This window comes from Mycobacterium sp. NGS11, assembly GCF_059813315.1.
On record NZ_JCALEJ010000002.1, the window covers coordinates 261,540 to 283,761 of the forward strand.

The 22,222-nt window shown below is 66.7% G+C and carries 22 protein-coding genes; 7 read left to right on the plus strand and 15 right to left on the minus strand.

Annotated elements, in window-relative coordinates:
- Window positions 1–4 precede the first annotated feature (4 nt).
- Entirely contained in the window at window positions 5–910 is a 906-nt protein-coding gene (locus tag AC5Y4T_RS03945; protein WP_499915672.1) for a haloalkane dehalogenase, read from the minus strand.
- Window positions 911–1,021: 111 nt separating this feature from the next.
- Here AC5Y4T_RS03945 and AC5Y4T_RS03950 point away from each other — a divergent pair, with 111 nt between their 5' ends.
- Window positions 1,022–1,750 carry a DUF2652 domain-containing protein gene (locus AC5Y4T_RS03950; RefSeq protein ID WP_499952160.1) on the plus strand — a complete coding sequence of 243 codons (729 nt, stop codon included), beginning with the start codon at window positions 1,022–1,024 and terminating at the stop codon, window positions 1,748–1,750.
- Between the two features lie 12 nt (window positions 1,751–1,762).
- Here the strand turns inward: AC5Y4T_RS03950 and AC5Y4T_RS03955 are convergent, their stop codons facing one another.
- Window positions 1,763–2,968, minus strand: coding sequence for a MalY/PatB family protein (locus AC5Y4T_RS03955; protein WP_499952161.1), 1,206 nt, complete (start codon window positions 2,966–2,968; stop codon window positions 1,763–1,765).
- 23 nt (window positions 2,969–2,991) lie between these two features.
- Window positions 2,992–4,089 carry an NAD(P)H-dependent amine dehydrogenase family protein gene (locus AC5Y4T_RS03960; RefSeq protein WP_499952162.1) on the minus strand — a complete coding sequence of 366 codons (1,098 nt, stop codon included), beginning with the start codon at window positions 4,087–4,089 and terminating at the stop codon, window positions 2,992–2,994.
- Between the two features lie 378 nt (window positions 4,090–4,467).
- On the opposite strand from AC5Y4T_RS03960, the gene AC5Y4T_RS03965 reads away from it, so the two are divergent.
- Window positions 4,468–5,442, plus strand: coding sequence for an LLM class flavin-dependent oxidoreductase (locus AC5Y4T_RS03965; protein WP_499915680.1), 975 nt, complete (start codon window positions 4,468–4,470; stop codon window positions 5,440–5,442).
- Window positions 5,443–5,449: 7 nt separating this feature from the next.
- Here AC5Y4T_RS03965 and AC5Y4T_RS03970 read toward each other — a convergent pair whose 3' ends face one another.
- Window positions 5,450–6,235 (minus strand): spirocyclase AveC family protein, encoded by a 786-nt coding sequence (locus AC5Y4T_RS03970; RefSeq protein ID WP_499952163.1) that lies wholly within the window; start codon window positions 6,233–6,235, stop codon window positions 5,450–5,452.
- Between the two features lie 214 nt (window positions 6,236–6,449).
- Between AC5Y4T_RS03970 and AC5Y4T_RS03975 the strand changes: the two genes are divergently transcribed.
- Both AC5Y4T_RS03975 and AC5Y4T_RS03980 read left to right on the plus strand, forming a co-directional pair.
- The gene (locus tag AC5Y4T_RS03975; RefSeq protein WP_499950725.1) at window positions 6,450–7,100 is read left to right on the plus strand and encodes a TetR/AcrR family transcriptional regulator; all 651 of its coding nucleotides are present in this window, start codon (window positions 6,450–6,452) and stop codon (window positions 7,098–7,100) included.
- Between the two features lie 15 nt (window positions 7,101–7,115).
- Window positions 7,116–8,318: a cytochrome P450 gene (locus AC5Y4T_RS03980; protein ID WP_499952167.1), complete on the plus strand. Its 1,203-nt coding sequence runs from the start codon at window positions 7,116–7,118 to the stop codon at window positions 8,316–8,318.
- 81 nt (window positions 8,319–8,399) lie between these two features.
- On the opposite strand, the gene AC5Y4T_RS03985 is transcribed toward AC5Y4T_RS03980, so the two are convergent.
- Genes AC5Y4T_RS03985 through AC5Y4T_RS04000 form a run of 4 tightly spaced genes read right to left on the minus strand, consistent with a single transcriptional unit; the run spans window position 8,400 to window position 11,541 of the window.
- Window positions 8,400–9,389 carry an alpha/beta fold hydrolase gene (locus AC5Y4T_RS03985; protein ID WP_499952170.1) on the minus strand — a complete coding sequence of 330 codons (990 nt, stop codon included), beginning with the start codon at window positions 9,387–9,389 and terminating at the stop codon, window positions 8,400–8,402.
- Between the two features lie 42 nt (window positions 9,390–9,431).
- Window positions 9,432–9,950 (minus strand): lipoprotein LpqH, encoded by a 519-nt coding sequence (locus AC5Y4T_RS03990; protein ID WP_499952173.1) that lies wholly within the window; start codon window positions 9,948–9,950, stop codon window positions 9,432–9,434.
- Window positions 9,951–9,995: 45 nt separating this feature from the next.
- Window positions 9,996–10,724, minus strand: a complete 729-nt coding sequence (locus AC5Y4T_RS03995; RefSeq protein ID WP_499952332.1) for a hypothetical protein — start codon at window positions 10,722–10,724, stop codon at window positions 9,996–9,998.
- A 34-nt stretch (window positions 10,725–10,758) separates the two neighbouring features.
- A complete protein-coding gene (locus AC5Y4T_RS04000) occupies window positions 10,759–11,541 on the minus strand; it encodes an SDR family NAD(P)-dependent oxidoreductase (protein ID WP_499952176.1) in 783 nt (260 codons plus the stop codon).
- Between the two features lie 179 nt (window positions 11,542–11,720).
- Here AC5Y4T_RS04000 and AC5Y4T_RS04005 point away from each other — a divergent pair, with 179 nt between their 5' ends.
- Window positions 11,721–12,599, plus strand: a complete 879-nt coding sequence (locus AC5Y4T_RS04005; protein ID WP_499952179.1) for a 5'-methylthioadenosine/S-adenosylhomocysteine nucleosidase family protein — start codon at window positions 11,721–11,723, stop codon at window positions 12,597–12,599.
- Window positions 12,600–12,602: 3 nt separating this feature from the next.
- Here AC5Y4T_RS04005 and AC5Y4T_RS04010 read toward each other — a convergent pair whose 3' ends face one another.
- The 6 genes from AC5Y4T_RS04010 to AC5Y4T_RS04035 all read right to left on the minus strand — a co-directional run bounded on the left by AC5Y4T_RS04010 (window position 12,603) and on the right by AC5Y4T_RS04035 (window position 19,871).
- On the minus strand, window positions 12,603–13,457 hold the full coding sequence (locus AC5Y4T_RS04010) for a sulfurtransferase (RefSeq protein WP_499952181.1): 855 nt from the start codon (window positions 13,455–13,457) through the stop codon (window positions 12,603–12,605).
- 38 nt (window positions 13,458–13,495) lie between these two features.
- On the minus strand, window positions 13,496–14,641 hold the full coding sequence (locus AC5Y4T_RS04015; RefSeq protein ID WP_499952183.1) for a glycosyltransferase: 1,146 nt from the start codon (window positions 14,639–14,641) through the stop codon (window positions 13,496–13,498).
- A gap of 89 nt (window positions 14,642–14,730) precedes the next feature.
- Window positions 14,731–16,254: an FAD-dependent monooxygenase gene (locus tag AC5Y4T_RS04020; protein WP_499952186.1), complete on the minus strand. Its 1,524-nt coding sequence runs from the start codon at window positions 16,252–16,254 to the stop codon at window positions 14,731–14,733.
- Window positions 16,247–16,879, minus strand: coding sequence for a TetR/AcrR family transcriptional regulator (locus AC5Y4T_RS04025; protein WP_499952190.1), 633 nt, complete (start codon window positions 16,877–16,879; stop codon window positions 16,247–16,249). The genes AC5Y4T_RS04020 and AC5Y4T_RS04025 overlap by 8 nt, the downstream gene beginning before the upstream one ends.
- 166 nt (window positions 16,880–17,045) lie before the next feature.
- Window positions 17,046–18,227 carry an AAA family ATPase gene (locus AC5Y4T_RS04030; protein ID WP_499952193.1) on the minus strand — a complete coding sequence of 394 codons (1,182 nt, stop codon included), beginning with the start codon at window positions 18,225–18,227 and terminating at the stop codon, window positions 17,046–17,048.
- A 33-nt stretch (window positions 18,228–18,260) separates the two neighbouring features.
- Complete coding sequence (locus AC5Y4T_RS04035) at window positions 18,261–19,871, minus strand: Na+/H+ antiporter (protein WP_499952197.1); 1,611 nt, start codon at window positions 19,869–19,871, stop codon at window positions 18,261–18,263.
- A 101-nt stretch (window positions 19,872–19,972) separates the two neighbouring features.
- Here AC5Y4T_RS04035 and AC5Y4T_RS04040 point away from each other — a divergent pair, with 101 nt between their 5' ends.
- Both AC5Y4T_RS04040 and AC5Y4T_RS04045 read left to right on the plus strand, forming a co-directional pair.
- Window positions 19,973–20,407: a protease inhibitor I42 family protein gene (locus AC5Y4T_RS04040; RefSeq protein ID WP_499952200.1), complete on the plus strand. Its 435-nt coding sequence runs from the start codon at window positions 19,973–19,975 to the stop codon at window positions 20,405–20,407.
- 37 nt (window positions 20,408–20,444) lie between these two features.
- Window positions 20,445–20,924 carry a hypothetical protein gene (locus tag AC5Y4T_RS04045; RefSeq protein WP_499952203.1) on the plus strand — a complete coding sequence of 160 codons (480 nt, stop codon included), beginning with the start codon at window positions 20,445–20,447 and terminating at the stop codon, window positions 20,922–20,924.
- A 3-nt stretch (window positions 20,925–20,927) separates the two neighbouring features.
- On the opposite strand, the gene AC5Y4T_RS04050 is transcribed toward AC5Y4T_RS04045, so the two are convergent.
- A complete protein-coding gene (locus tag AC5Y4T_RS04050; protein ID WP_499952205.1) occupies window positions 20,928–22,220 on the minus strand; it encodes an alpha/beta hydrolase fold domain-containing protein in 1,293 nt (430 codons plus the stop codon).
- Window positions 22,221–22,222: the final 2 nt, after the last annotated feature.

Below are 22,222 nucleotides of genomic sequence, written 5' to 3' on the forward strand. Positions count from 1 at the left end.
TCGCTCAGAGCCAGGCCTGTTGCCAAGACTGGATGCGCTCGGCCAATTCGGGGCCGCGGTCCTCTTGGATGAAATGGCTGGCGTTGATGCGGGCGTGGGGCTGGCCCGCGGCGCCGGGAATGTGTTTGATCAGGGCCGTGTCCGCCTTTCCGAGGATGGGATCACGGGCTCCGAAAATGGCGAGGAACGGCTTTTCCCAGCGGCCGAGCGCATCCCATGCTTTCCGGTTGGCCGGGATCGCCGGGTCGTCGGGCGAGGTGGGCACCAACTGGGGGAACGCTCGGGCCCCGGCTTGATACGTCTTGTCGGGAAAAGGCGCGTCGTAGCCGGCCCGCACTTTCGACGGCACCCGGCGAACGGTCCCGACGCCGACGATTCGGCCGGCGGGCAGGACGGGGGAGTAGCGCGCGAAGGCGCGCCAGGCGTAGAAGGCGGGCGGGGTGCGCCGTTGTGCCGTGGGCAGGAAACCGTTGGCCACCACCAGCCGCCCGACCCGGTCGGACTGCTCGGCGGCGATACGCAGCCCGATCAGCGATCCCCAGTCCTGCACGAACAACGTGACGTCCCTGAGGTTGAGATGCTCGAACCACGAGATCACCCACTCCACGTGGCGCTGGTAGGTGTAATCCTCGATCCGGCTGGGCTTGTCCGAACGGCCGAAGCCGATCAGATCGGGCGCGAGCACGCGGTTCCCGGCGTCGGTCAAAGGCGGGATCATCGTCCGGTAGAGGTAACTCCACGTGGGCTCGCCGTGCAGCAGGACGATCGGTGGCCCTTCGACAGTGCCCTCGTCGAGGTAGTGCATGCGAAGCGGCCGGGTGTCGCTTGCGGTTACGTCAAGGTAGTGCCCAACGAACGGATAGTCCTCCAGGTTTTCGAATCGGGAGTCCGGGGTTCGCAGCACATGCATATCAGCTCCTCCGGTGAACCGGCACCTCTGTAAGCCTCTCGCGCCGACGCGAGTTCGTCTAGTAGCAGATTCATTGAGCAACGCACCTCGGCCAACTAAACTGACGTGTTCATGGCGATTCGGCGCGTGCTTCTGCTCATCGCCGACATCGGCGGGTACACGCGTTACATGCAGTGGAACCGGACGCACCTTGCCCATGCGCAGCTGACGGTTGCCGCCCTGTTGGAGTCGGTGATCAATGCGGGCAAGGGTTTGAAGCTGGCCAAACTCGAGGGTGACGCCGCGTTCTTCTGTGCTCCGGACAGCCACGCCAAAGCGGTGGTGTGCGAGCGCTTGTCACGGATGCGCGCCTCGTTTCTGGAGCGGCGTGAGCAAATGAAAAACGACATCGCCTGCGAGTGTGCGAGTTGCGCGCAACTGGACAAGCTGTCGCTGAAGTTCGTCGTGCACGTGGGCGAGGTGGCGGATCAGAAGGTGAAGCGCCACGTCGAGCTGGCCGGCTTCGACGTCATTCTGGTGCACCGCATGCTGAAAAACATGGTGCCGGTAGCCGAATACGTACTGATGACCGATCCCGTAGCGGCATGCCTCGACGAGCCGATGCGCGAGCTGTGCATGCCGCTGACGCACGTCTTCGACGGAATCGGAGAAACCTCGACGCACTACATCGACCTTGCGGCGTTACCGGTTTACGTCGCGCCGCCGCGGCGCAGCTTTTTGCGCCGGTTCGGCGCGACGACGAGGTTCGAACTCGACGCCCTGCCCTTCACGCTCGGCATGAAGGAGCCCGCACAAGGGTTCCGCAACTTGGGCCGGGGCGCCGAGGAGGTCTCCGCCTAGCTGAACACTCCACTATCGGGCGTCGGCCAGGGCTCGGCCCATTCGCGAGACCGCCTCGGTGAGGATCGCTCGCGAGGTGGCGAAGTTCAAGCGCACGTGTCCGGTTCCGCCGGTTCCGAACACATGGCCGGAGCTGAGCGCTACCCGCGCGTGATCGAGGAACCAGCGCGCCGGGCCCGACAGGTCGGCAACCACCGCAAGCCCATCGGTGACTTCCTCGTCGAAACCGAGCTCCCGGCAGTCGAGCCAGGCCAGGTAAGTGCCTTGCGGCCATTGGTATTTCACGCCGGGGAGGTGCTCGGTGACCAACTCGCCCAGCAGGGTTCGGTTCGCGTCCAGGCCCCGCAGGGTCGCGTCGAGCCAGTCGTCGCCGCTCCGGAACGCCTCGGCGTGGGCGATGACGCCGAGGTGGCTGGGTCCGTGACCGACCTCCTCCGGCATCCGGTTCAGGTCGGCGGCGGCCTCCGGTCCGGCGATGGCCAGCGCCGCTTTGAGGCCGGACAGATTCCAAGCCTTCGACGCCGAGGTCAACGCGAAGGCGTTCTCGGCCCCCGGCACCGTGAGGAACGGGGTGAATCGCGATCCCGGCAGGATGACGGGGGCGTGAATCTCGTCGGACACCACCCGCACCCCGAATCGCCGCGCGAGCTCGGCGACCGCACGGAGTTCGTCGGCGGTGTGGACCGATCCGGTCGGGTTGTGCGGATTGCACAACAGATAGGCGATCTTGGTGTCCTTTGCGGCTTCCGTGCGAGCCCGAACGAAGGCATTCTCCAAGGCGTTCAAGTCAATTCGCCCCTCGACCAGGGGCGCCTCGATGACGCGACGGCCGTCGTGCGACACGAACGCGTAGAACGGCGCATACACCGGCGGGTTGACGATGACCGCGTCACCGCGATCGGTGAGCAGGCGCAACACCTCGACCACACCGAGCATCACGTCGGGAACCAGCGCGGTGCGGCTCACTGCGAGGTCATGCCACTGCCAATGCCGCGCGGCGAACTGGCTGACGGCTTCCGCCAGCGCGTGCCCGCAGGGATATCCGGTGTCGCCGTCGTCGATGGCCTTCCGCAGCGCTTCGGCGACGGTCGGTGCCAGGGTCACGTCCATCTCGGCGACCCAGAGCGGCAGGACGTCGGCGGGGTGCGCGCCCCATTTCATGCTGGTGCGACGCCGGAGTTGCTGCAGCGTCAGTTCCTCGAGCGGATTAACCGTCACGCCCGCAGACTAACCGCCGCGACCTAGCCCCCGACAAACGCCTTTTGTGGAATCGTCAGCGGTAGATCCACCGAACTCAGCAATCCCGGTTGGGCCGCAACCACATACGGCACGGCGTTGACGACGCGCATCGCCGTAGCGACCATAGCGCCGGCCCCGGAGGTCATCCCGCCGATGCCGGCCTTGGCGGGATCCTTCAGCGTCGCCGCCAGGGTGCAATCGATATCCGGATCGCCGGAAATCATGACCCGGTAGGACAGATCGCCGATCCCGGTGGGCCAGTCGGGGGCGACGTCATGCGCGAGCCGGGTGACGTGCTCGATGACGATGGCTTCCCGGCCGTCGACGACGCCGATCGCCTGCATCCGCAGCGCGCCGCACGTTCCGGCCTCGACGGTGCCCATCGCAACCTCCAGCGTCCGGTTGGTGACCGCGCGGTCGAAACCCTCGCGGACTTCCTGGACTTCGACCCCCAACGCGTCGGCGATCAACCGGATCTGCCCCTGCCATTCGCCGGCGATGGCACCGGGGAAGCTGATCCACGGCTGGTAGTCGAGCGGACGGCCGAAGCCCAGCGCGTCGCTCATGATGTCGGGAACGCCGTAGTCGTCATACAGCCCGATCTCGAACGAGTGGATCTTGTCGATCGACGACGACTGGGTGGACAGCACCAGCGGCAGGTAGTCGGCAGCGAAGCCCGGCTCGATCCCCGAGGCGTACAGCGACGCCTGGCCCTGCTTGGCCGCGGCGACCAGCTGGTCGCGCCACTCCGCGGGCTCGTAAGCGTGTGGATTGACCAATCGCGTGGTGCTGGTGGTCACGACGTTGATCCCGCCTTCGAGCAGCTTGACGTAATCCGGGATGGCCAGCGCGTCGCGCTCCGGACCGCTGGCGGCATAGACGATGCAGTCGGGCCTGAGCGCGATCAGCGCGTCGGCGTCGTTGGTGGCTTTGAGGCCGATCGGCTCACCGCCGGCCAGTTCGCCCGCGTCCTTGCCGACCTTCTCTTCCGAATGCACCCACACGCCGACAAGATCGAGATTGGGGCGCCGCTGGATCGCGCGGATGGCGATCGAGCCGATGCCACCTGTCGCCCACACCACCACGCGATGAGCCGTCATCTTGTTCCTCCTCGGGTGCGTGCGCGGCGAAAGCTGAGGCGTCCGTTGCCCTTACGGCAGCAGTGACCCAACGTTCGTCTCGGAAGCTAACAGCCGCTATGCCGCACGGTCAAGGGTTTAAGAGAGTAAGTACTATCCTAATGAACAAATCTTAGGTTAACCTGCAGCGGTAACGCCCAATCCCGGCGGCCGCTGATGTTCACGCTCAGGTTCGACATGCGCGCCCCGCATGGGGGCGCCAGGCGCACGTAGTCGGGCACCGCCGCGCCGTCGCGGCCGGGTCCGCCTGCGCCGGACCTCCCGACGACTCTTCCGCTTTACGCCTCCGACTGAACGTGTAACGTGCAGCACAACGATTAGGCCAGCTAGGAGTCAGCCGTGTACACACTGCGCTTCGACATGCGCGACCCCGAATGGGCGGCGCCCCCAGCCGATCTCTACGCCGCGGCACCCGAAATGTCGGCCTGGGCCGAAGAACACGGTGGCCTGGCCGCAATCCTCTGTGAACACCATGCGTCCGAGGACGGCTACCTGCCCTCACCGTTCCTGCTGGCCTCGGCGGTGGCAGCGCGAACGCAGCGGCTGGCGCTGAGCCTGATCCTGATCCTGCCGTTCTACGAAGCGGTGCGGCTCGCCGAGGACATGGCGGTGCTCGACATCATCAGCAACGGGCGCGCCTCCTACATTCTGGCGCTGGGCTACCGGCCCGAGGAGTTCGAGCACTTCGGCGTGCCGATCAAGAAGCGCGGCCGGGTCTGCGACGAGAAGCTCGCGCTGCTCCGGCGCCTGCTCGCCGGTGAAACCGTCGTCGAAGACGGTCGGCGGATCACCGTGACACCCCGCCCGCTGACTCCCGGCGGCCCCGGACTGATGTGGGGCGGGGGAACGCTCGCTGCGGCCCGTCGGGCCGGCAGGTACGGCCTGGGCATGCTGGGAAACGCCAACGCGCCCGGCATGCAGGAGGCCTACGAAGAGGCGTGCCGCGAGCACGGCCACACGCCCGGCCCGACGATGTTTCCCGACCGCAACACCCCTTCGGTCGTGTTCGTCGCCGACGATGTGGATCAGGCGTGGAAGGAGATCGGCGAGCACCTGCTGCACGACGTGCGCAGCTACGCGGCGTGGAACCCCGGCGACGAGACGACGGCGGGCTTCAGCCACGTGAACAGCATCGAAGAGCTGCGCGAGACGGGGACGTCGCACGTGATTATCTCTGTGCCCGAAGCGATTTCGCGCGTCAAAGCCGGCCAGGTGCTCAACCTGTCGCCGCTGTGCGGCGGGTTGCCACCCGACATCGCGTGGCCGTATCTGAAGCGCGTGGGCGAGGTCGTGCTGCCCGAGGCGCTCGGCTGACGGCCCGTTATTTGGGTTGGTTCGGTACGCCTGGATAGAGCTGTTCGGTCGGGCCCGCGGTCACATAGCCGGCCAGCTTCGTGATGAGATGGGGCGCAAAGACCGCGCCATATACCAGGTGCCCGACGACGACGACGGCCGCGATCGACAGCGCCGCGGACTGGCCCCGGCTCTTTGATCGCTTGTCGGCCCACATGTCGATGACGTTGCGTCCTTCGGCGTCGGTGCGGCCCAGTAGATAGGTGAAAAGCATCATCTGGATGCCCATGGCCAGCGAGTCGTAGAGCGGGTACTGGTGCTTGGTGCCCTCGAAGATCGCGAGCCCGGGAATCACGTAGCCGTAATAGAAGTTGCCGAGCTGGGCCCCGGTGTAGGCGTTGAAGAACAATGCCCAGCAGAAGCCGACGACGAGGCCGACCACGAGCAGGGTAATCGGCCTGCGCCAGTTGAACTTTGCGCTCAGCCACCGTCCGAGGGCGGCCCCGGTCACCGCCGGGATGATGAAGTAGGAGACGTAGCCGATCGGCACCGCCAACGGCAAGCCTTCCCACGTCACGTTCAATGGCCACCAGGACGGCATGCGGGGCAGTCCGGGCGGAAACTGCGCGTACATCGCCCAGTCATAGGGTGACTCGATCCAGGAGAACGAGATCGCCGAGATGCCAAGAAGCAACAGCGGATGGGTGCGGCGCCGACGGTAGCTCAGGTAGATCCCGATGGTCAGGAACGCGATGCTCGCGGCGTACGAAAAGTACTGAGCCCCGGCCATCACCGGCGTCATCTGGGCGCTCACCGGCGGCCGTCGTCGCTCGGCGTGCGCCGCGCCTCGGGATCGAAGCGCAGTACCAACCCGAAGATCAAAGCGATCAGGCCGAACAGCGTGCCGAGCATGATGACAGCGCCCATTGTGTCGCCCTTTCGATGATTTCGCCTTTAAGGTAGTGGATACTATCCTATGTGGATAGCAGTTACTATCCTCAAGGCGGATTCGACGGGAGTGGACATCGGTGGCTCAGCGAGCAACTAGGCGGCCGCAACCGGTTACGGTGGCGCGCCGTCCCCGCGGGGAGCCACGCCGGCTGCTGCTCGACGCGGCCCGGGCCCTGTTCGCCGGCCAGGACTACCGAAGCACCACGACGCGTGAGATCGCGCAGGCCGCCGGCGTCACCGAACACCTGCTGTTCCGTAATTTCGGGTCGAAGGCGGCGCTGTTTCGCGAGGCGCTCGTCGTGCCGTTCGTGAGCTTCGTCGACGAATTCGGGGCAACCTGGCAGTCCGTCGTCCCCGAGGAGACCGACGAAGAGGAGCTGACCCGGCTTTTCGTGTCACAACTGTACGACGTGTTCGTCGAACATCAGGGTCTGCTGTTGACGTTGATGGCGGCCGAAAATCTGAGCGACGAGGAAAAGGTGGACGCCGGCATCGCCGAGATCCGCAGGGCGGTCACGGTATTGGGCCAAATCAGCGTCGAGGGCATGCAATTGCGGGGGTTGCGGTCCGACCACCCCGACCTGCCGGCCCACTCGACGGTCTCGATGATCGCGGGCATGGCAGCGTTGCGTTCGACCTACTTCGGCAACGAACCGCCGCCCCGGGAGGTGATCGTTGAGGAACTCGTTCAAGCGCTCTTGCACGGCTTCTTGCACCGCAACGACTGAGTTAGGGATCCGACTATGACGAGCCCCAGTGCCATCGAGTTGTACTACGACCCATTCGACGTCGAGATCGACTCGGACCCCTATCCGGTGTGGAAGCGGATGCGCGAAGAAGCCCCGCTGTACTACAACGAGAAGTACAACTTCTACGCGCTGAGTCGATACGACGACGTCGTGCGCGAACTGCCCAACTGGGAGACCTACCGCTCCGGGCGGGGCACCACCGCCGACATCTTGTTCGCGAATATCGAAGTGCCCCCGGGCATTCTGCTGTTCGAGGATCCTCCGTTGCACGACCTGCACCGCAAACTGCTGTCCCGGGTCTTCACGCCCCGGCGCATGCTCGCCGTGGAGGACTTGGTGCGTGGGTTCTGCATCCGCGAGCTCGACCCGCTGATCGGCGGGAGCGGCTTCGATTTCATCGCGGACCTGGGCGCGATGATGCCGATGCGGACCATCGGATACCTCCTCGGCATTCCCGAAGCCGACCAAGAGAAGATCCGCGACCGCAGCGTCGCGAACATCGAATTGTCCAAGGACAGCGACCCCGCCGCGGTCGATGCGAACGTCTTCGCGAATTCCATTGCCTTATTTGCCGAGTACATCGAATGGCGGGCCAATCATCCATCCGACGACCTCATGACCGAACTGTTGCGGGCCGAGATCGACGAGCCGGACGGCACGCGGCGGCCCCTGTCGCGGACCGAGGTGCTGGCTTACACCGCGATGATCGCCGGCGCAGGCAACGAAACCACCGCTCGCCTCATCGGTTTCATGGGCCAACTGCTCTCGGATCACCCGGATCAACGCCGCGAACTCGTCGCGGACCCGTCGCTGATCCCCGGCGCGATCGAGGAGACGCTGCGGTACGAGCCGCCGTCACCGGTTCAGGCCCGCTACGTCGCGCGCGACGCCGAGCACTACGGCCGCACGGTCCCCGAAGGATCGTTCATGCTATTGCTGAACGCCTCGGCCAACCGCGACGAGAGCCACTTCCCCGACGCGGATCGCTACGACATCCACCGTCGCGGAAGCCATCTCAGCTTCGGGCAGGGCCTGCACTTCTGCCTGGGCTCGGCGCTGGCCCGGTTGGAGGCGCGGGTGGCCTTCGAAGAGGTGTTGAAGCGTTGGCCCGACTGGGAAGTCGACTATGCGAATGCCCAACGGGCGCATACCGCGAGCGTGCGTGGGTGGGCACGTTTGCCCGTCGTCGTGGGTTAGCGGGCTGCTCGTTTTGCGTCGAGCGTGAAGTTAGTTTCACGCTCGACGCCGAACGTGAAGCTAACTTCACACTGGGCGAAGCTAATGCGCGCTGTGGTCCACCAATACCGCGCCGTCGGGCCGATTTCCCAAGGTCTGCAACGGAATATCCCCACCCTGGGCGGTGAGACGCACGATCTGGGCTAGTTGTTCGGGGGCGTCGCACTGCAGGTAGTGGTCGGCGCCGGGCAGCACCCAGTAGCGGTTGCGACCCGGCTTGTTCTTCAGATACGTCTGCCAGACGTAGTTGGGGACCCGCAACGGTGAAACGTTGTCGTGCACGCCCCACACCACCGTGGTGTTGACCTCACTCGTGGAAAGCGCTTCCAGCCAACCGGTTTCGTCGGCGGCGCGCTCGTGCAGATATTGGATGGTGTCGGGCAGCACGCGGATTCCGTCGTTGTGGGCGAAGCACTTGGCCAACGCGGCGATCTCCGGGTCTTCCAGCGTGCGCCGCGGCATGAACGTGCTCGCGCCCATGCCCGCCGCCAGCATCTCGGGCGTCGTGGCCGCCGCGGTGGCCCGCGCGGTCGCGGGGTCGAGCAGCGCGGTCTGGAAAGCGGTGAGGTTGGACAGCGGAAGGTAGATGTTGGCGTTAGTCAAGATCAAATCGACGGGCGCCGTCGGTGGATCTTTTGCGGCCAGCATGCCCGCCGCGATCATGCCGACGCTGCTGCCGCGGTCGTGGGTGAGCATGCGGTATTCGGTGAGCCCCCACACCTGGGTGATCGCATAGATCAGCAGGCGCGCGTCGTCGTAGAGCGAGTACACATAGGGCTCGGGTGGTTTGTCGGAGAGTCCGTAGCCGGGGAAGTCCAGCAGGTAGATGTCGAAGTCGGCGCTCAGTTCACCGGCCAGCGCGAAGTAGTCGATGCTGCTGGTGGGAAAGCCGTGCACCAAGACCAATGCGGGCGCCCCGGGGGTGCCGCACCGGCGACTGAACACCGTGACCTCCTGGCCGCCGTTGGCCGCGGTTGTCGAGCGCCAACGAAGCTCGCTGCCGCCGTCTTGCCACTGCGCGAAGATGTCCAAGCTGCCAGCATCGCAGAGGGGGCCGCGACAGACAACATGTGCCTATGGGCACGCCACGTGGATTCCAAAAGTGACGTCTCGCAAGCCACTTTGGCCGGGCGTGGTCGCCTGACCAGTCCCGGTCACCGTGTAGCCCTTGCCGACCTTGGTGGCTTGGACCTGAGTGGGCGATTTGGTTCCCTGGTACGGCAATTGGTACTGGCCGTTGTCCAGCTTGAGCGAAATACCGAACGCGTCGACGCTGGGCGGCTGCTCGTCGGAGATGGCCAGCGAGACCGACGCGTTATCGTCGTGCACGCTGATTCGGGTGGTGAGGTCGCCGGATTCCGGAGGCGACGCGCTCGGTTGCGCCGCAGAGCGGGTGCAGTCCACCGCGGCGATGATCGTGTGCCTGTTTCCATCGATCATGACGGTCGTGCTTGCCAACGGCGGTCCTGAGCTCGGGGCGGCGGCCGGGTGATCACCCTTGCTGGAACAGGCCGGCAGGACCGCCCCCAACGCCACCAGGCCGAGCGCGGCCGCCGAGCGAGCGACCCATCGCTGTTTGTTCAGATGCGTCATACCTGTCCTCCGCTAGACGGTCATGAGGACTATAAAGCCTGTCTGTTACGGCCAGGCTTCCCAACTGATCATGCTGCGCAGCGGGCCGGCGAATACGGGGCGCACCGCCGTTGAACGCCAACGCTCTTCGATGAGGGGGGCCAGCGTTTCGATGGTGGTCAGCGGATCCTCGTCGAGGTAGACGACGGTGATGTACTGGTGATCGGTGCGCCAGCCCCGGGGGAGGTGGCTCCATCCGGCGCTGGAGCCGAAGGTCCACGCGCCGGCCGTGCCGAGTGTCGTGAGCAGGGCAGGGTAGTGCTCGGCGTGCAACCACTGCAGCCAATCGTCCGGCCGGCCGTCCGTGGGCTCTTCGACGATCAGCACGATGCCGCGGTGCGGCCGAAACGGGACCACTTCGGGCGACACCAGGGCGTGTGGCGAGGATTGCCACTGCAGCAGGCGCAGGCCGGCCACTTGCAGCGACGGTCGCACAGTTGGGAAGCGACCGTTGTCGCGCAAAGTGCGCCCGAGGGTGACGAAGTCGTCGAAGGTCTGCTCGACGGGATCGCCGACCAGGTAGTGCACCGCGTTGCCGATGTCGCCCAGTGGTCCATTGGACGCCAGGCGGTGGTCGGGGTAGTCGCCGTCGGCGATCCAGCGCAACCCATGCACGATGCCCGGCAGCTGGTATTGCTCGGGCAGGTGATCCAGCAGGTGCCAGCGCAGGTAACTGCCGTCGTCGTCATCGGGCGGCCTGCCCGTGAGGCTGAATATGCCTGCCCTGACACGGATCACGCGCCACCGCCGACGAGGGAACGGTATCCGCTCATCCCTGCATGTACCCCCCGGCATCGACGGGGATCGATTGGCCTGTGATGGTGCGGCTTTCGTCGCTGGCGAGGAACAGCGCCAGGTTGGCGATGTCCTCGGGCGAGGAGATATCTTGCAATGCAACGCCCTTGAGTTGCCTGGCGCGGACGGTTTCGGCGTCGACACCCTGCTCGTTCGCGATGCGTTGCACCCAGTTGCGCCACAGTTCGGTGTCGATGGCACCGGGCACAATGCAATTGCACCGGATGCCGTGCGGGCCGACCTCGAGGGCGACGGCCTTGGTGAACGCCCGCAGCGATGCCTTGGCGGTGACGTAGTGCGTTTTGCGGACCATGCCGGCATAGCTGACCGTGGAGGAGAAATTCAAGATGACGCCGCGGCGGCGCTGCAGCATCGACTGGTTGAGAACCTCACGGGTACACAGCATCGCGGCGGTGACGTCGATGGCGATGGTGGCGTTCCAGTTGTCCAGCGTCTGTTCCCAGACCCAGCGGTCCTGACCGGGGGCGGCGGCGTTGTTGCACAAGATGTCGACGTGACCGAACTCGTCGACCGCCCGCGCCACCATGGCCGCGACGTCGTCCTCATCGGTCACGTCGGCGCGCATCGCGATGGCGCCGGGGCCGGCCGCGCGCGCGGCGGCCTGGACCAGCTCCGCGCGCCGTGCGGCCAGCAACACCTTGGCGCCTTCCCGGACGAACACCGAGCCCAGTACCGGTCCCAGGCCGGTGCTGGCGCCGGTGATGATCGCGACCTTGCCGTCGAGGCGTCCGGTCATGAAGCAGTCACCTTGCCGGCGGGCATGTTTCGAGCCACGCGTGGATCCGTTCGGCGACGGCCGGCCGTCCAGGGTCGAGCATCATGTCATCTTAGGGAAGATCTCTGTCGCGGTGCCATAGGCGGTCTCATCCGCGCGAACCCTTCCAGGTCATCCTGGTCGTGGCGTTTACTGTGTCGGTGGGTGGCGGAACGAATCGCGGCGAACGGCGCACGCTGGTCTTGTCCGCCTTTCCGGCCGAAGCCGACGCGGTGCTGTCACACACCACGCTCGATCCCGATCCGGTGGTCGTCGCTGACCGTCGGCGCTTTTACCTTGGCTCGATAGCCGGCACGAAGGTGATCGTGGCGATGACCGGTATCGGTCTGAGAAACGCCACCGACACTACCGAGGCCGCCTTCGGCCGCTTCTCCACTGGGTCCGTCATTACGATTGGCGCAGCGGTCTTTTCGGGCGTCGCCGGCGGGGGCGGCCGCACCAGCATCGCGGATGTGGCGGTACCGGCGCGGTGGACATTGGACGGCGGCAAGACATTTCATTCGGTCGATCCCGGGATGCTCGCCACGACCGAGAAGCTTTCCGTCGCATTGGACAGCGTCGCCGGGCGCATCAAACTGCGGCACCGGCCGCGAGTGTTCGCCGGCGGCGACGGATGCAGCTATGACAACAACAACGGCGTGGCATTCCCGTGCATCCCGCACGGCGGCAGCGTTTTTGGCTGCCAGCCCCGCAGTGCACCCGGCCGTTCCTTTCTATATTCCGGCAACTTCTTCCGGGCAGCGGGCCCCTGGCTGAGAAGCGGCCTGGTCAGCAACCTCAATATCGTGTCGACGGCAGATCCGGCATTCGACGCGACGGATATGGAGACCGCGGCCGCGCAGGCCGTCGTCGACATGCATGGTGTCCCGTTCGTCGGCATCCGGGGCATCACGGACGGACCCGGCGATCCGCTTCACCTGCCCGGCTTTCCGTTCCAGTTCTTCTGCTACAAGCGGATTGCGGCGGCGAACGCCGCCCGGGTAACCGCGGCTTTCCTGCAGAGTTGGACCGGCCGCTGACCGCTACTCGGCACCGCGTTGCACCGGATGGGCGGGATCCGAGCTCCATTCCGACCACGACCCCGGATACAACGCGGCCTCGCGTCCCATCGCGGCGAGTGCGGCGATCGCGACCGTGGCGGTGACGCCCGAGCCGCAGTAGGCCGCCACCGCATCGTGACGCTCGATCGCGCGATCGGACAACAGTTGTGCAAGCGAGTCGTCGTCGAGGAAGGTGCCGTCGGCCGCCAGTACCGAGCCGCTGGGAAGATTCTTCGCGCCGGGAATATGGCCGGCGACGGGATCGAGAGGCTCGACGTCGCCGCGGTAGCGTTCCGGTGCGCGCGCATCGAGCAGCGTCACAGTGTCTTCGCCGATGCGCTCGGCCGTCAGCGTGCGCCGGCTCCCCGCATACAGATCGTGGTGCGGCACAGTCACATTCCCAGGCGGCGGATCGACCGGTCCGGTCTCGAGATGTAGTCCGGCCGATCGCCACGCGGCCAAGCCGCCGTCCAGAATGCGCACGTTGTGCAGCCCGGCCGCGGTCAGCACCCACCACGCTCGTGCTGAACCGGCGCGATTCCAGTCGTCGTACGCCACGACCAATGCGTCCTGCCGGATTCCCCAGCGCCGCGCGGCGGTCTGCACGTCGCGTCCCGACGGCAGCGGATGACGGCCCCTGCCGGAGATCGTGTGGTCGCTGAGGTCATCGTCGAGTGAGACGTACACGGCGCCGGGAATGTGTGCGTCCAGGTAGGCCGGCCGCCCGTCGGGAGCATCGATCCTCCATCGCACGTCCAGGACGGTCACCGGGTCGCCGGCCTGAATGACGTCCGCCAACTCGGCGGCGGTGATCAACACCTGATCGCGTGCTCGCACCGGATCCTCCTTGCGGTCTGCTGCGAGCCTAGTGACCGTTACGCCGTCTGCTCGGAAGTGCCGCGCGGGTCGTTGAAGGCCGGTGCGCCCAAGGACGCCAGCATGCCGGTCGCGGCCCGGTGCCAGGTGAAGTCCTCGGCGCGGCGTCGCGCCGCAATGCGACGCTGTCGTTCCGGCCGATTGACGATGGCGCTGACCGCTTTTGCGATGGCGGCCGGGTCGTTGTCGGCCGAGGCGCCACTGTCCGGGGTGATGATCTCGTGGAGCGCCGACGTGCGTGAGACCACGGCCGGGGTTCCGCATGCCAGCGATTCCAGCGCGGCCAGCCCAAAAGTCTCGTGCGGCCCCGGCGCCAGGGTTACGTCGGCCGTCGCCAGCAGCTGTGCGACCGTGTTGCGGTCGGAGACGAAGCCGGTGAAGTCGATCGGTAGTCGCGCGGCCTGTCGCTCCAGCCGGGACCGCAATGGACCCTCGCCGACGACCACCAGTCGCGCGTCGATACCGGCGTGCAAAAGCTTGCCCAGTGCGTCGATGCTGCGATCGACACGCTTTTCCACCGACAGCCGCCCGCAATGGATGAGCAGCAGCTGCGTCGGCGCGGCCCACCGCTCGCGCACCAGATACGAGTGGTGGCGCGGATGAAACGTCTGCAGGTCCACGCCAAGCGGAACCGTGACGGTGTTGTCGGCACCGATCCGGTCGAATTCCTCGCGGGCGAAAGCCGTGGTGCACACGACGGTGTCGTAGTTCGCGGCGGTGCGCGCATTGGCCACGTCGGCGAACTTCCGCGCGGCACGGCGCGGAAGAACCTGCCCGACAAGGCGATCCAAGCGTTCATGGGAGATCATCACGGTCGTGGCGCCGAAGTCGCGGCCCCACCGCCCCAGCGATCGCAGGGTGAGGCGGTCCGAAACCTCCAACGCGTCGGGTCGCAGCGCGGCCAGCAGCGCCTTGACCGGGCCCGGCAGCACCGCACGGTAGCCGCCGGTCAAGGGAATCAGGCGGGCCGGCAGGGTGATTCGCACGACGCCGGTGTACAGCTGGGCGCGCTCAGCGCGCTGGCCGGGAACGATCAAGAAGACTTCGTGCCCGGCGGCGCAGTATTCCGCACCCAGCCGGTCGATCGCGGTGCGGAGGCCGCCGGAGCGAGGGCCATAGAAGTTGGCGACCTGTACAACGCGCATACCGTGAGGACACGCGGTGCGCGTGTGCGCTCACCAATGCCGAACCGACGCGGGCCTGAACTCTGTGTGAACTTCGCTTCGGTGCGCCGTTATCCGCCCGTCTGCGGCCCGAACCAGCGCTGAAGTGCCGCCCGCAGGCCCGTTTCCTGGGTCGGGCCGAATTCGTCGGCTGCCCAGGCGACGTAGCCGTCGGGGCGGATCAGCAGCGCCGCGGCGGGCCCGTCAGCGATGCCCGCGCTGACGGTGTCGACCCGATCGGCCCAGCCACGCGCCGTGTCCGCGCCGCCGCCGCCGAGGTCGAGCAGAACTGCGCGGCCATCGTGGAGCAGCTCGGCGACCCGTCGACCGTCATCGAGCGTCAGGTCGGGCACCAGCCAGCCCGACAGCGGGTGGTCGTTGCCCACGTCATAGCGCACGTCGGCACCCGCCAGCAGCGCCGCCAGGTGCGTTTGTGCGTCGGCGAACGTGAGGAGTTCGCCCAGCAGCGTTCGCAATGCGGCGACCTCGGGGCCCGGCGCCATGAGGGCGATCTGTGCCAGCGAGTGCATCATGACCCGCTGGCCCGCCGGGTAACGTTCGGACTGGTAGGTGTCGAGCAATCCGGGCGGGGCCGCGCCATTGACCTCGGCCGCCAGCTTCCAGCCCAGGTTCATGGTGTCTTGCATCCCCAGATTCAAGCCCGGGCCGCCCAACGGGCTGTGCACGTGCGCGGCGTCACCGAGCAGCAGGACCCGGCCATCGCGGTAGCGCTCGGCGTGTCGGGTGTTCTGCCCGTTGATGCGGCGAAGGGCGTGCGGCCCAGTGCCTTTCGGCTCTTCGAACGGGATATCGACGCCCAGGATGCGATGCGCGCTGTCGCGGAGTTCGGTCAGAGTCACCGGAACGTCGGGGACCGGAGGGCCGAACTCGAGGGTCCCGAGCAGCGACCGGCCCGGCTCGAATTCGGCGTAGATGATCCCGCCGCGGTCAAAGCGGCTGTGGCCGAAGGGAAGCAGTCCGAATCCCGGAATCTCGATGCGGCTGTAGGGTCGGTGGAACTCGTCGGGGATATGCACGTGAGCCAGTCGGGCGACCATCGGCGATGTGAAGCCGGGAAAGTCGATGCCGAGCCTCTTGCGGACCAGGCTGCGGCCGCCGTCGGCGCCGACGGCATAGCCGGCGGCGATGGTGTACTCGCGCTCGGGCGACGAGACCGTCAGCGCAACCGATTCCGGGTTCTGTTCGATGTCGACGAGTCCATGGCCCCAGCGCAGATCAACCCCGAGGTCGCGGGCTCGCTTCTCCAGCAGCCGCACCAGCCGGGGCTGCTGCATGGCCAGCACATACATCGGGTTGTCGGTCACCTCCGAGAAGTCCAGCCCCATGGCCGCGAAAATCCATCCAGGGTTCGGGTATGGAGGCGCCTGGTCACCGGTGAAGGTTTGATATAGCCCACGCATGTCGAGCTGTCGGATGACCTGTCCCACAAGGCCGTTGGCTTTTGGCTCGGAGCTGGGCCCGGGCAGCACGTCGAGTACGACCGGCCTGATTCCGGTCAGCGCCAGCTCGCACGCCAGCAGCAGCCCGTTGGGCCCGGCGCCGGCGATGACCACGTCGACGTGTTCGTCAGCCATGGCGTGCCTTCTTTCTGGGGGGTTCGGGTAGCCCAGCGCTGACGGTCGCGAACCCCTCGCGGATCAGTGCGGTGATGGCCACCGGCGGATCGGCCCGCACATACGCGTCGGCGGCGGCATCGCCGACGGCGCGTACGACGGACATCACCAATCGTGGATACAGGTCGCGGTCGGGGTCGGTCCCGGTGCGTTCGGCGATCACCTGAAGTAACTCGTCGAACAGGTTGTGTGGCAGCGAGTTCCGTACTTGCGGGTGCATGACCAGCTTTCGGACCTCGACAAGCTCTTGGCGGCTGGGAGCACGGTTCTCGTCTCCGTACACGTCGCCGAAGTCCGCTTCCAAGGGTTCCAGCACCGCGTGGGTGAGGGCCGTCCACAACGGTTCGTCGGCGGGGCGCTGTCGCAGCACGGCGATGCTGCGCCGCACACGCTCGGCTTGCCGGTAGGCGAGCGCTTCGTACTTGCCGCTGAAGTAGTTGTTGAACGTGCGCAGTGAGACGCCGGCCATGTTCGCGACGTCTTCGCGCGTCACGTTTTCCAGGCCGCGTTCGAATGCCAGTCGCAATGCGGCATCACTGAGCGCGCGCCGGGTGTCGGCCTTCTTGCGCTCACGGAGCCCGGTCATGGCGACCAACGTACGCCAAAGTTGCCTAGTGGGCAAGATTGCCTGGCGGGCAATTGTTTGTTGACTGTGCGTTCAGGGCGTTGAGCGTGCAGCTACGGCGGCGACACGCCGGTGCGGGCCCGCCCAGGATGCACAATCGACGCGGAGACAAGACCGCGACAAGTGACTAGCGCGTGCCCCAGTCCCAGCGGGGCGTCGTCAACAAGGTCTGGCCGCTGATAAGTGTTTCGCCCCAGTCCTTGTACAGCTCGATCTCGATGGCCTCGCCGTCGGAGCGCTCGCTCAGCGGAACCGTATCCAAAAAGTCGAGCAGCGACCGGGAATGCGTGACCACCACGACTTGCGTCGTGGCGGCGGTGGTGCGGATCAGCGACGCCAGCGGTGCCACCAGGTCGGGGTGCAGCGAGGTCTCCGGTTCGTTGAGCACCATCAGCGAGGGCGGTTGCGGGCTCAGCAGGGCGGCGGCCCAGAGCAGGAAACGCAATGTGCCGTCGGATAATTCGGCCGAACGCAACGCGCGCAGCATGCCGCGCTGTCGCAACTGGAGGTCGAACAACCCGTCGTGGATGGCGACCGACACGGTGGCGCCGTCGAATGCTTCGGCGACGGCGCGGTTGAGGTCGTCGAACCCCGACTCGAGGATCGTCTGGACTGCGGCCGCCAGGTCGCTACCGTTGTCGGAGAGCACCGGGGTGCGGGTGCCCACCTGCGGGTGCCGCGCGGGCGCCCCCGCGTCGACCCGGAAGCCGTCGTAGAACCGCCAGCCGCGCAACCGTTCTCGCACGGCCGCGAGCTCGGGAAGCGCATGCGGGTGGGCGTATTCGGCGAGCACGCTGTAGTACGACGGCAGCGATCGGGACAACTCGTCGAACCCGCTGCCGGAATCCGCGCTGGCCTCGGCGAAGACTCGCGACCGGCGCACCAGCGTCGTACTGGGCCGCAGCACCGGCCCGGCGAACAACACTTCCCGCTTGATCTCCGGATCGCGGGCGAACACCGACTTCCCGGCCGACTGCGGGATGCCCAGGTCCACGAGGTAGCCGAAATCGTCCGCGGCGAAGCCCAATTCGAGTGATACGGGCCGGGTGCGGACGGTGCCCTCGGCCTTCCCGGAGCGTCGGGCGCCGGCCAGCTGCTCGGGGCCGGCCCACAGCACCGATTTCAGCCCACCCTCGCGCGCCAGTGACCCGATGACCTCGCCGCGGCCGCAGTCGGCCAGCAGGCGCAAGGCGCGATACAGCGAGGATTTGCCGGCGCCGTTGGCGCCGGTGATCACCGATAGCCGGCCCAGTGGCAGGATCACCTCGCGCAGCGAGCGATAGCCACGGATCGCGACGGTGTGCAGCATGGGGCCGACTGTACGGTCGGCCACCGACGGGGCCTATTCGTCGTCGTCGTCGTCGTCGTCGGCAGCGGCGGCGAGCAGCTGCACTTCCTCGAGGTCCATCTCGTTCTGCAATTCGCGCAGCACGATGTCGTCGATGAGGTTCTGGTTGCGCAGCGAGGTGATTTCCCGGCGCTTGTGTTCGAGCACGCCAAGCCGCACGCGCCGGACCTTTTCCCGGCCCTTGAGTATGCGGGAGTTTGGTTCACCGTTCTCGGTGGCCAGCACCAGCGCCGCCTTCTCCTCATACTCCTTTTGCAGCCGCCGCCTCAGGTCGTCGCCGATGCCGACTTCGTCGGCGACCGTGGGCAGCGCGGCGAGGGCGGCTTGCGATCCCCGACATCGAGCCAGATGCAGTTCCTCGGCGTGGGTCGCGTCTTCGGGCATGTTCGCCCACCGCACCACGGCGGGCAGCGTGCTGCCCTGGACCAGGACGGTCACCAGGATGACGACCGTCACGATGAAGATCAGCAGGCTGCGGTCGGGGAAGGGCGCACCACTCAGCGTTGTCATCGGCACGGCAACCGCCGCCGCCAGCGACACGGCCCCGCGGAACCCCGCCCACACCGTGACGAAGCGCTGGCGCCAGTTGACCCGGCGTTCGCGTTGCACCTGGCGGCGGTCGATCAGCCGGATCAGCAGCGTGGTGATTTCGCCCCAGAAGATGCGCGACACGATCACCACGCCGGTGATCACCAGCGCCACGAACAGGGCATGCCGAACCCCGCCGTCGACGCCGACGATGCCGCGCAGCGCTCCCGGGATCTGAACACCGACGAACACCCACAGCGAGCCGTTGAGCAGGAAGGTCGCGATGTCCCAGAAGGCGAAGGACTGCAGCCGCGAACGGGCCCGGATCACCAACGGGCTGGCGTATGCGAGGACCAGGGCGGACACCATCACCGCGACCACGCCGCTGCATTCCATCGACTGAGCCAGCAGGAAGGCCGCGAACGGCGTCACCAGGCTCAACGCCCCTTCCTCCTGGGGGGCGTCGATTCGCTTGCGCAGCATGGTCACCGCGCCACCGACGAGCAGACCGGCGGCGATTCCGCCGAGGTAGGAAACGATGAACCGCACGGTCACCTCGGGCGGGGTGATCGCTGACCCACCGATCGCGACGTTGACGCTGACGGCGAACAGCACCAGGGCGGTGCCGTCGTTGATGAGACTCTCGGCCTTCAGCACGGTCAGCGATCGGCGCGGCAGCTTCTTCGCAAGACCGGCCACCGCGGCCGCGTCAGTGGGCGACAGGACCGCGCCCAGGACGCCGGCGGCGTGCGGATTCATGCCCAGCGCTCGCGCCGTCCACGACACCGCCAGCGCGGTGGCGATCACCAGGACGACGCTGAGGAACACGATGATGCGTGCGTTGGCCCGGATCTCGCGGAAGCTCGTGTTGAGGCCCTCCCAGTAGAGGATCGCGGGAAGGAACAGCAACAGCACGATCTCGCCGTTGACCTTGATGTGCGCGAAATGGGGGATGAGCCCCAGCAGGACGCCCAGGAAGATGAGCAACACCGGGGGACCTACGCGATAGCGCCGGCCGATGACCGTCCCGACGATGACGGTGGACACCAGGGCGACGATCAGTTCGAGGCCAAACACCAGCCCATCCTGCCGGACGCGGCGATCCGCGGCGTCGTCGCCTATCTTCGGTCTGGATCAGACCTATTAGGCTCCGGGGCGGGAAATCGAAGGGGGATTCGGTGAGGGTCAGGCTGCTGGCAACAGTCGCCGTGCTGATGTTGTCGACCGTGGTGGGCTGCCACTTCGCCTCCAGAAACCCGCCGTCGACCAAGACGCTCCAGGTCCCCATGAACGACGTGCTGACGCAGAGTGAGATCAAGCAGAACGTCACCCTGTCGGTCGGCAACACCCTGGTGGTGGAGTTGGGCTCGAACTACACCACCCCGTATCGGTGGACGCCCGACACGACCATCGGCGATGCGTCCGTCATCAAGCAACTCGGCCACCAGTTCGTCCAGCCGACCTCTGACGCGCTGGGGGCGCCGGGCAACGAGGAGTGGACGTTCGCCGCTTTGAAGCCGGGAAGCACCACGGTCAGCACCTCGTACACGAGCTTCGTGGGCAAGGACGCCAAACCGGCGTGCACCTACACGCTGACCGTGACGGTGCAATAAGCCTGCGCGACGCCAGCCGCGAGGCTACGGTTCGGACGTGTTCGGATTCCTTCGCAATCTGTCCCAGATCGGCCAGTTGCCCGCGGCGCTGCGTGCGGAACTCGACGCCGAGGGGATCATTTTCAGCGCCGGCCGGGTGGGGGTGGTCCGCCACTTCAGTGGCCATGTGCCCGGGGTGTATTCGGCCTCCGGCGTCTCGCGGTATACGGGTGGGTTCGCGTTCAGCGCCGCCCGAATCGTCGCCACCTTTCCCGCGCGCGGCGACGCCAACCTGCGGTCCGTCGATTGCCCGTGGGACACCGACTTCGGGCCGGGCCGGGCCACCATCACCGGCAAGGGACTCGGCATCGACATCGACCTTCATGGAGTCGACGCCGCGTTCAGCGGCTCGATGAAGCTCAACTACAAGAAGAGGATTCCGGACGAGGTGCTGGGAGCTCTACCCAGGACGACGTTGCGGTTTCCGGTGGAACCGCTGTTCGTGTACCGCGCCGCGGGGGTGCGTCCGAAGTCCTAGCGGTTACGACACCTCGGGGGCCGCAACGACATCGGCCCGCAGGTGCGCTGCGTAGATCTCGGCGAGGAATTGCTCGATGGCAACCGCCGTGTGTGCGGCGCGGACCGAGCCGAAGATGTCGAAAGCGTGTTGGGTGAGCGGTAATTCGGCGTACACCACCGGCTGCGCGCTGACCTGTCGGAGTCGCTCGACGAACGTGCGGGCCTGCTCGACGTAGGCCAGCGAGTCGTTGGTGCCGTGCAGGACGAAGAACGGGGGAGCGTCGGCGCGTACGTGGTTGACCGGTGACGCGGCCTCGAACGTCTGCAGGTGTGTGGAGGGCTTCTGCTTGATGATCGACTTGATCAGCATCGCCGGCATCATCGGGTGCAGCGTCTTGTCGAACCGGGTGAAGTCGTAGATGCCGTACAGCGGAACCGCCGCCTGCACCCGGGTGTCGGCGTCCTCGAATCCCGGCTGAAACTGCGGGTCATTCTGCGTCAGCGCGGCCAGCGCCGTCAGGTGGCCGCCGGCCGAGCCGCCGGTGACGACGACGAAGTCCGGGTCGCCGCCGAATTCGGCGATGTGGTCCTTGACCCAGGCGAGGGCGCGCTTGACGTCGACGATGTGGTCGGGCCAGGTGTTGCGCGGGCTGTGCCGGTAATTGGCCGCGACGCAGACCCAACCCAGCTCGGCGAGGTGGCTCATCAACGGATGAGCTTGTCCGCGTTTGTTTCCCGTCGTCCAGGCGCCACCGGGGATCTGGAAGAGCACCGGCGCCTTGCCGGCCGGGTCGAGGTCGGGGCGTCGCCAGATGTCCAGGTGGTTGGCGCTGCCGTATTCGCCGTAGCTGATGTCGGAGTCGTGGGCGTAGTCGCGGTAGATCCGCAGCATGCGCACCAGCCCCGGGGTCTTGGCGGTGCCACCGCCGGACGGCCGCCGCCACAGGCCGCCCGACTCCGTGAGCCGGTCGGCCCCCAATCCGCTGTCCAAGGCCTCGGTCAGGGGCACATTGGCCCGATGGCCCGCGCGGCTGAGGTTCAGCAGACCCAGTGCGGAGAGACCGGCGACGATCCACGCGGCTATTCGCACGGGCTTGGTCAGGCGGCGACCGGTCAACGCCAGTCCACCGAGCTGGGTCAGCAGCGTTTGCAGTGGCAATTCGGTGACGACGAGCCCGAACATCCACGAAAACAGCGAGGGGTATCCGCCGCGGGCCAACGGCCGGTAGGCGTTGATGGTGGACGCCGCGGTCGTGGTGGTGACCGCCAACGACCCGGTTTGCCGGAGGACGTGGACGATTCGGGCTATCCGCATTG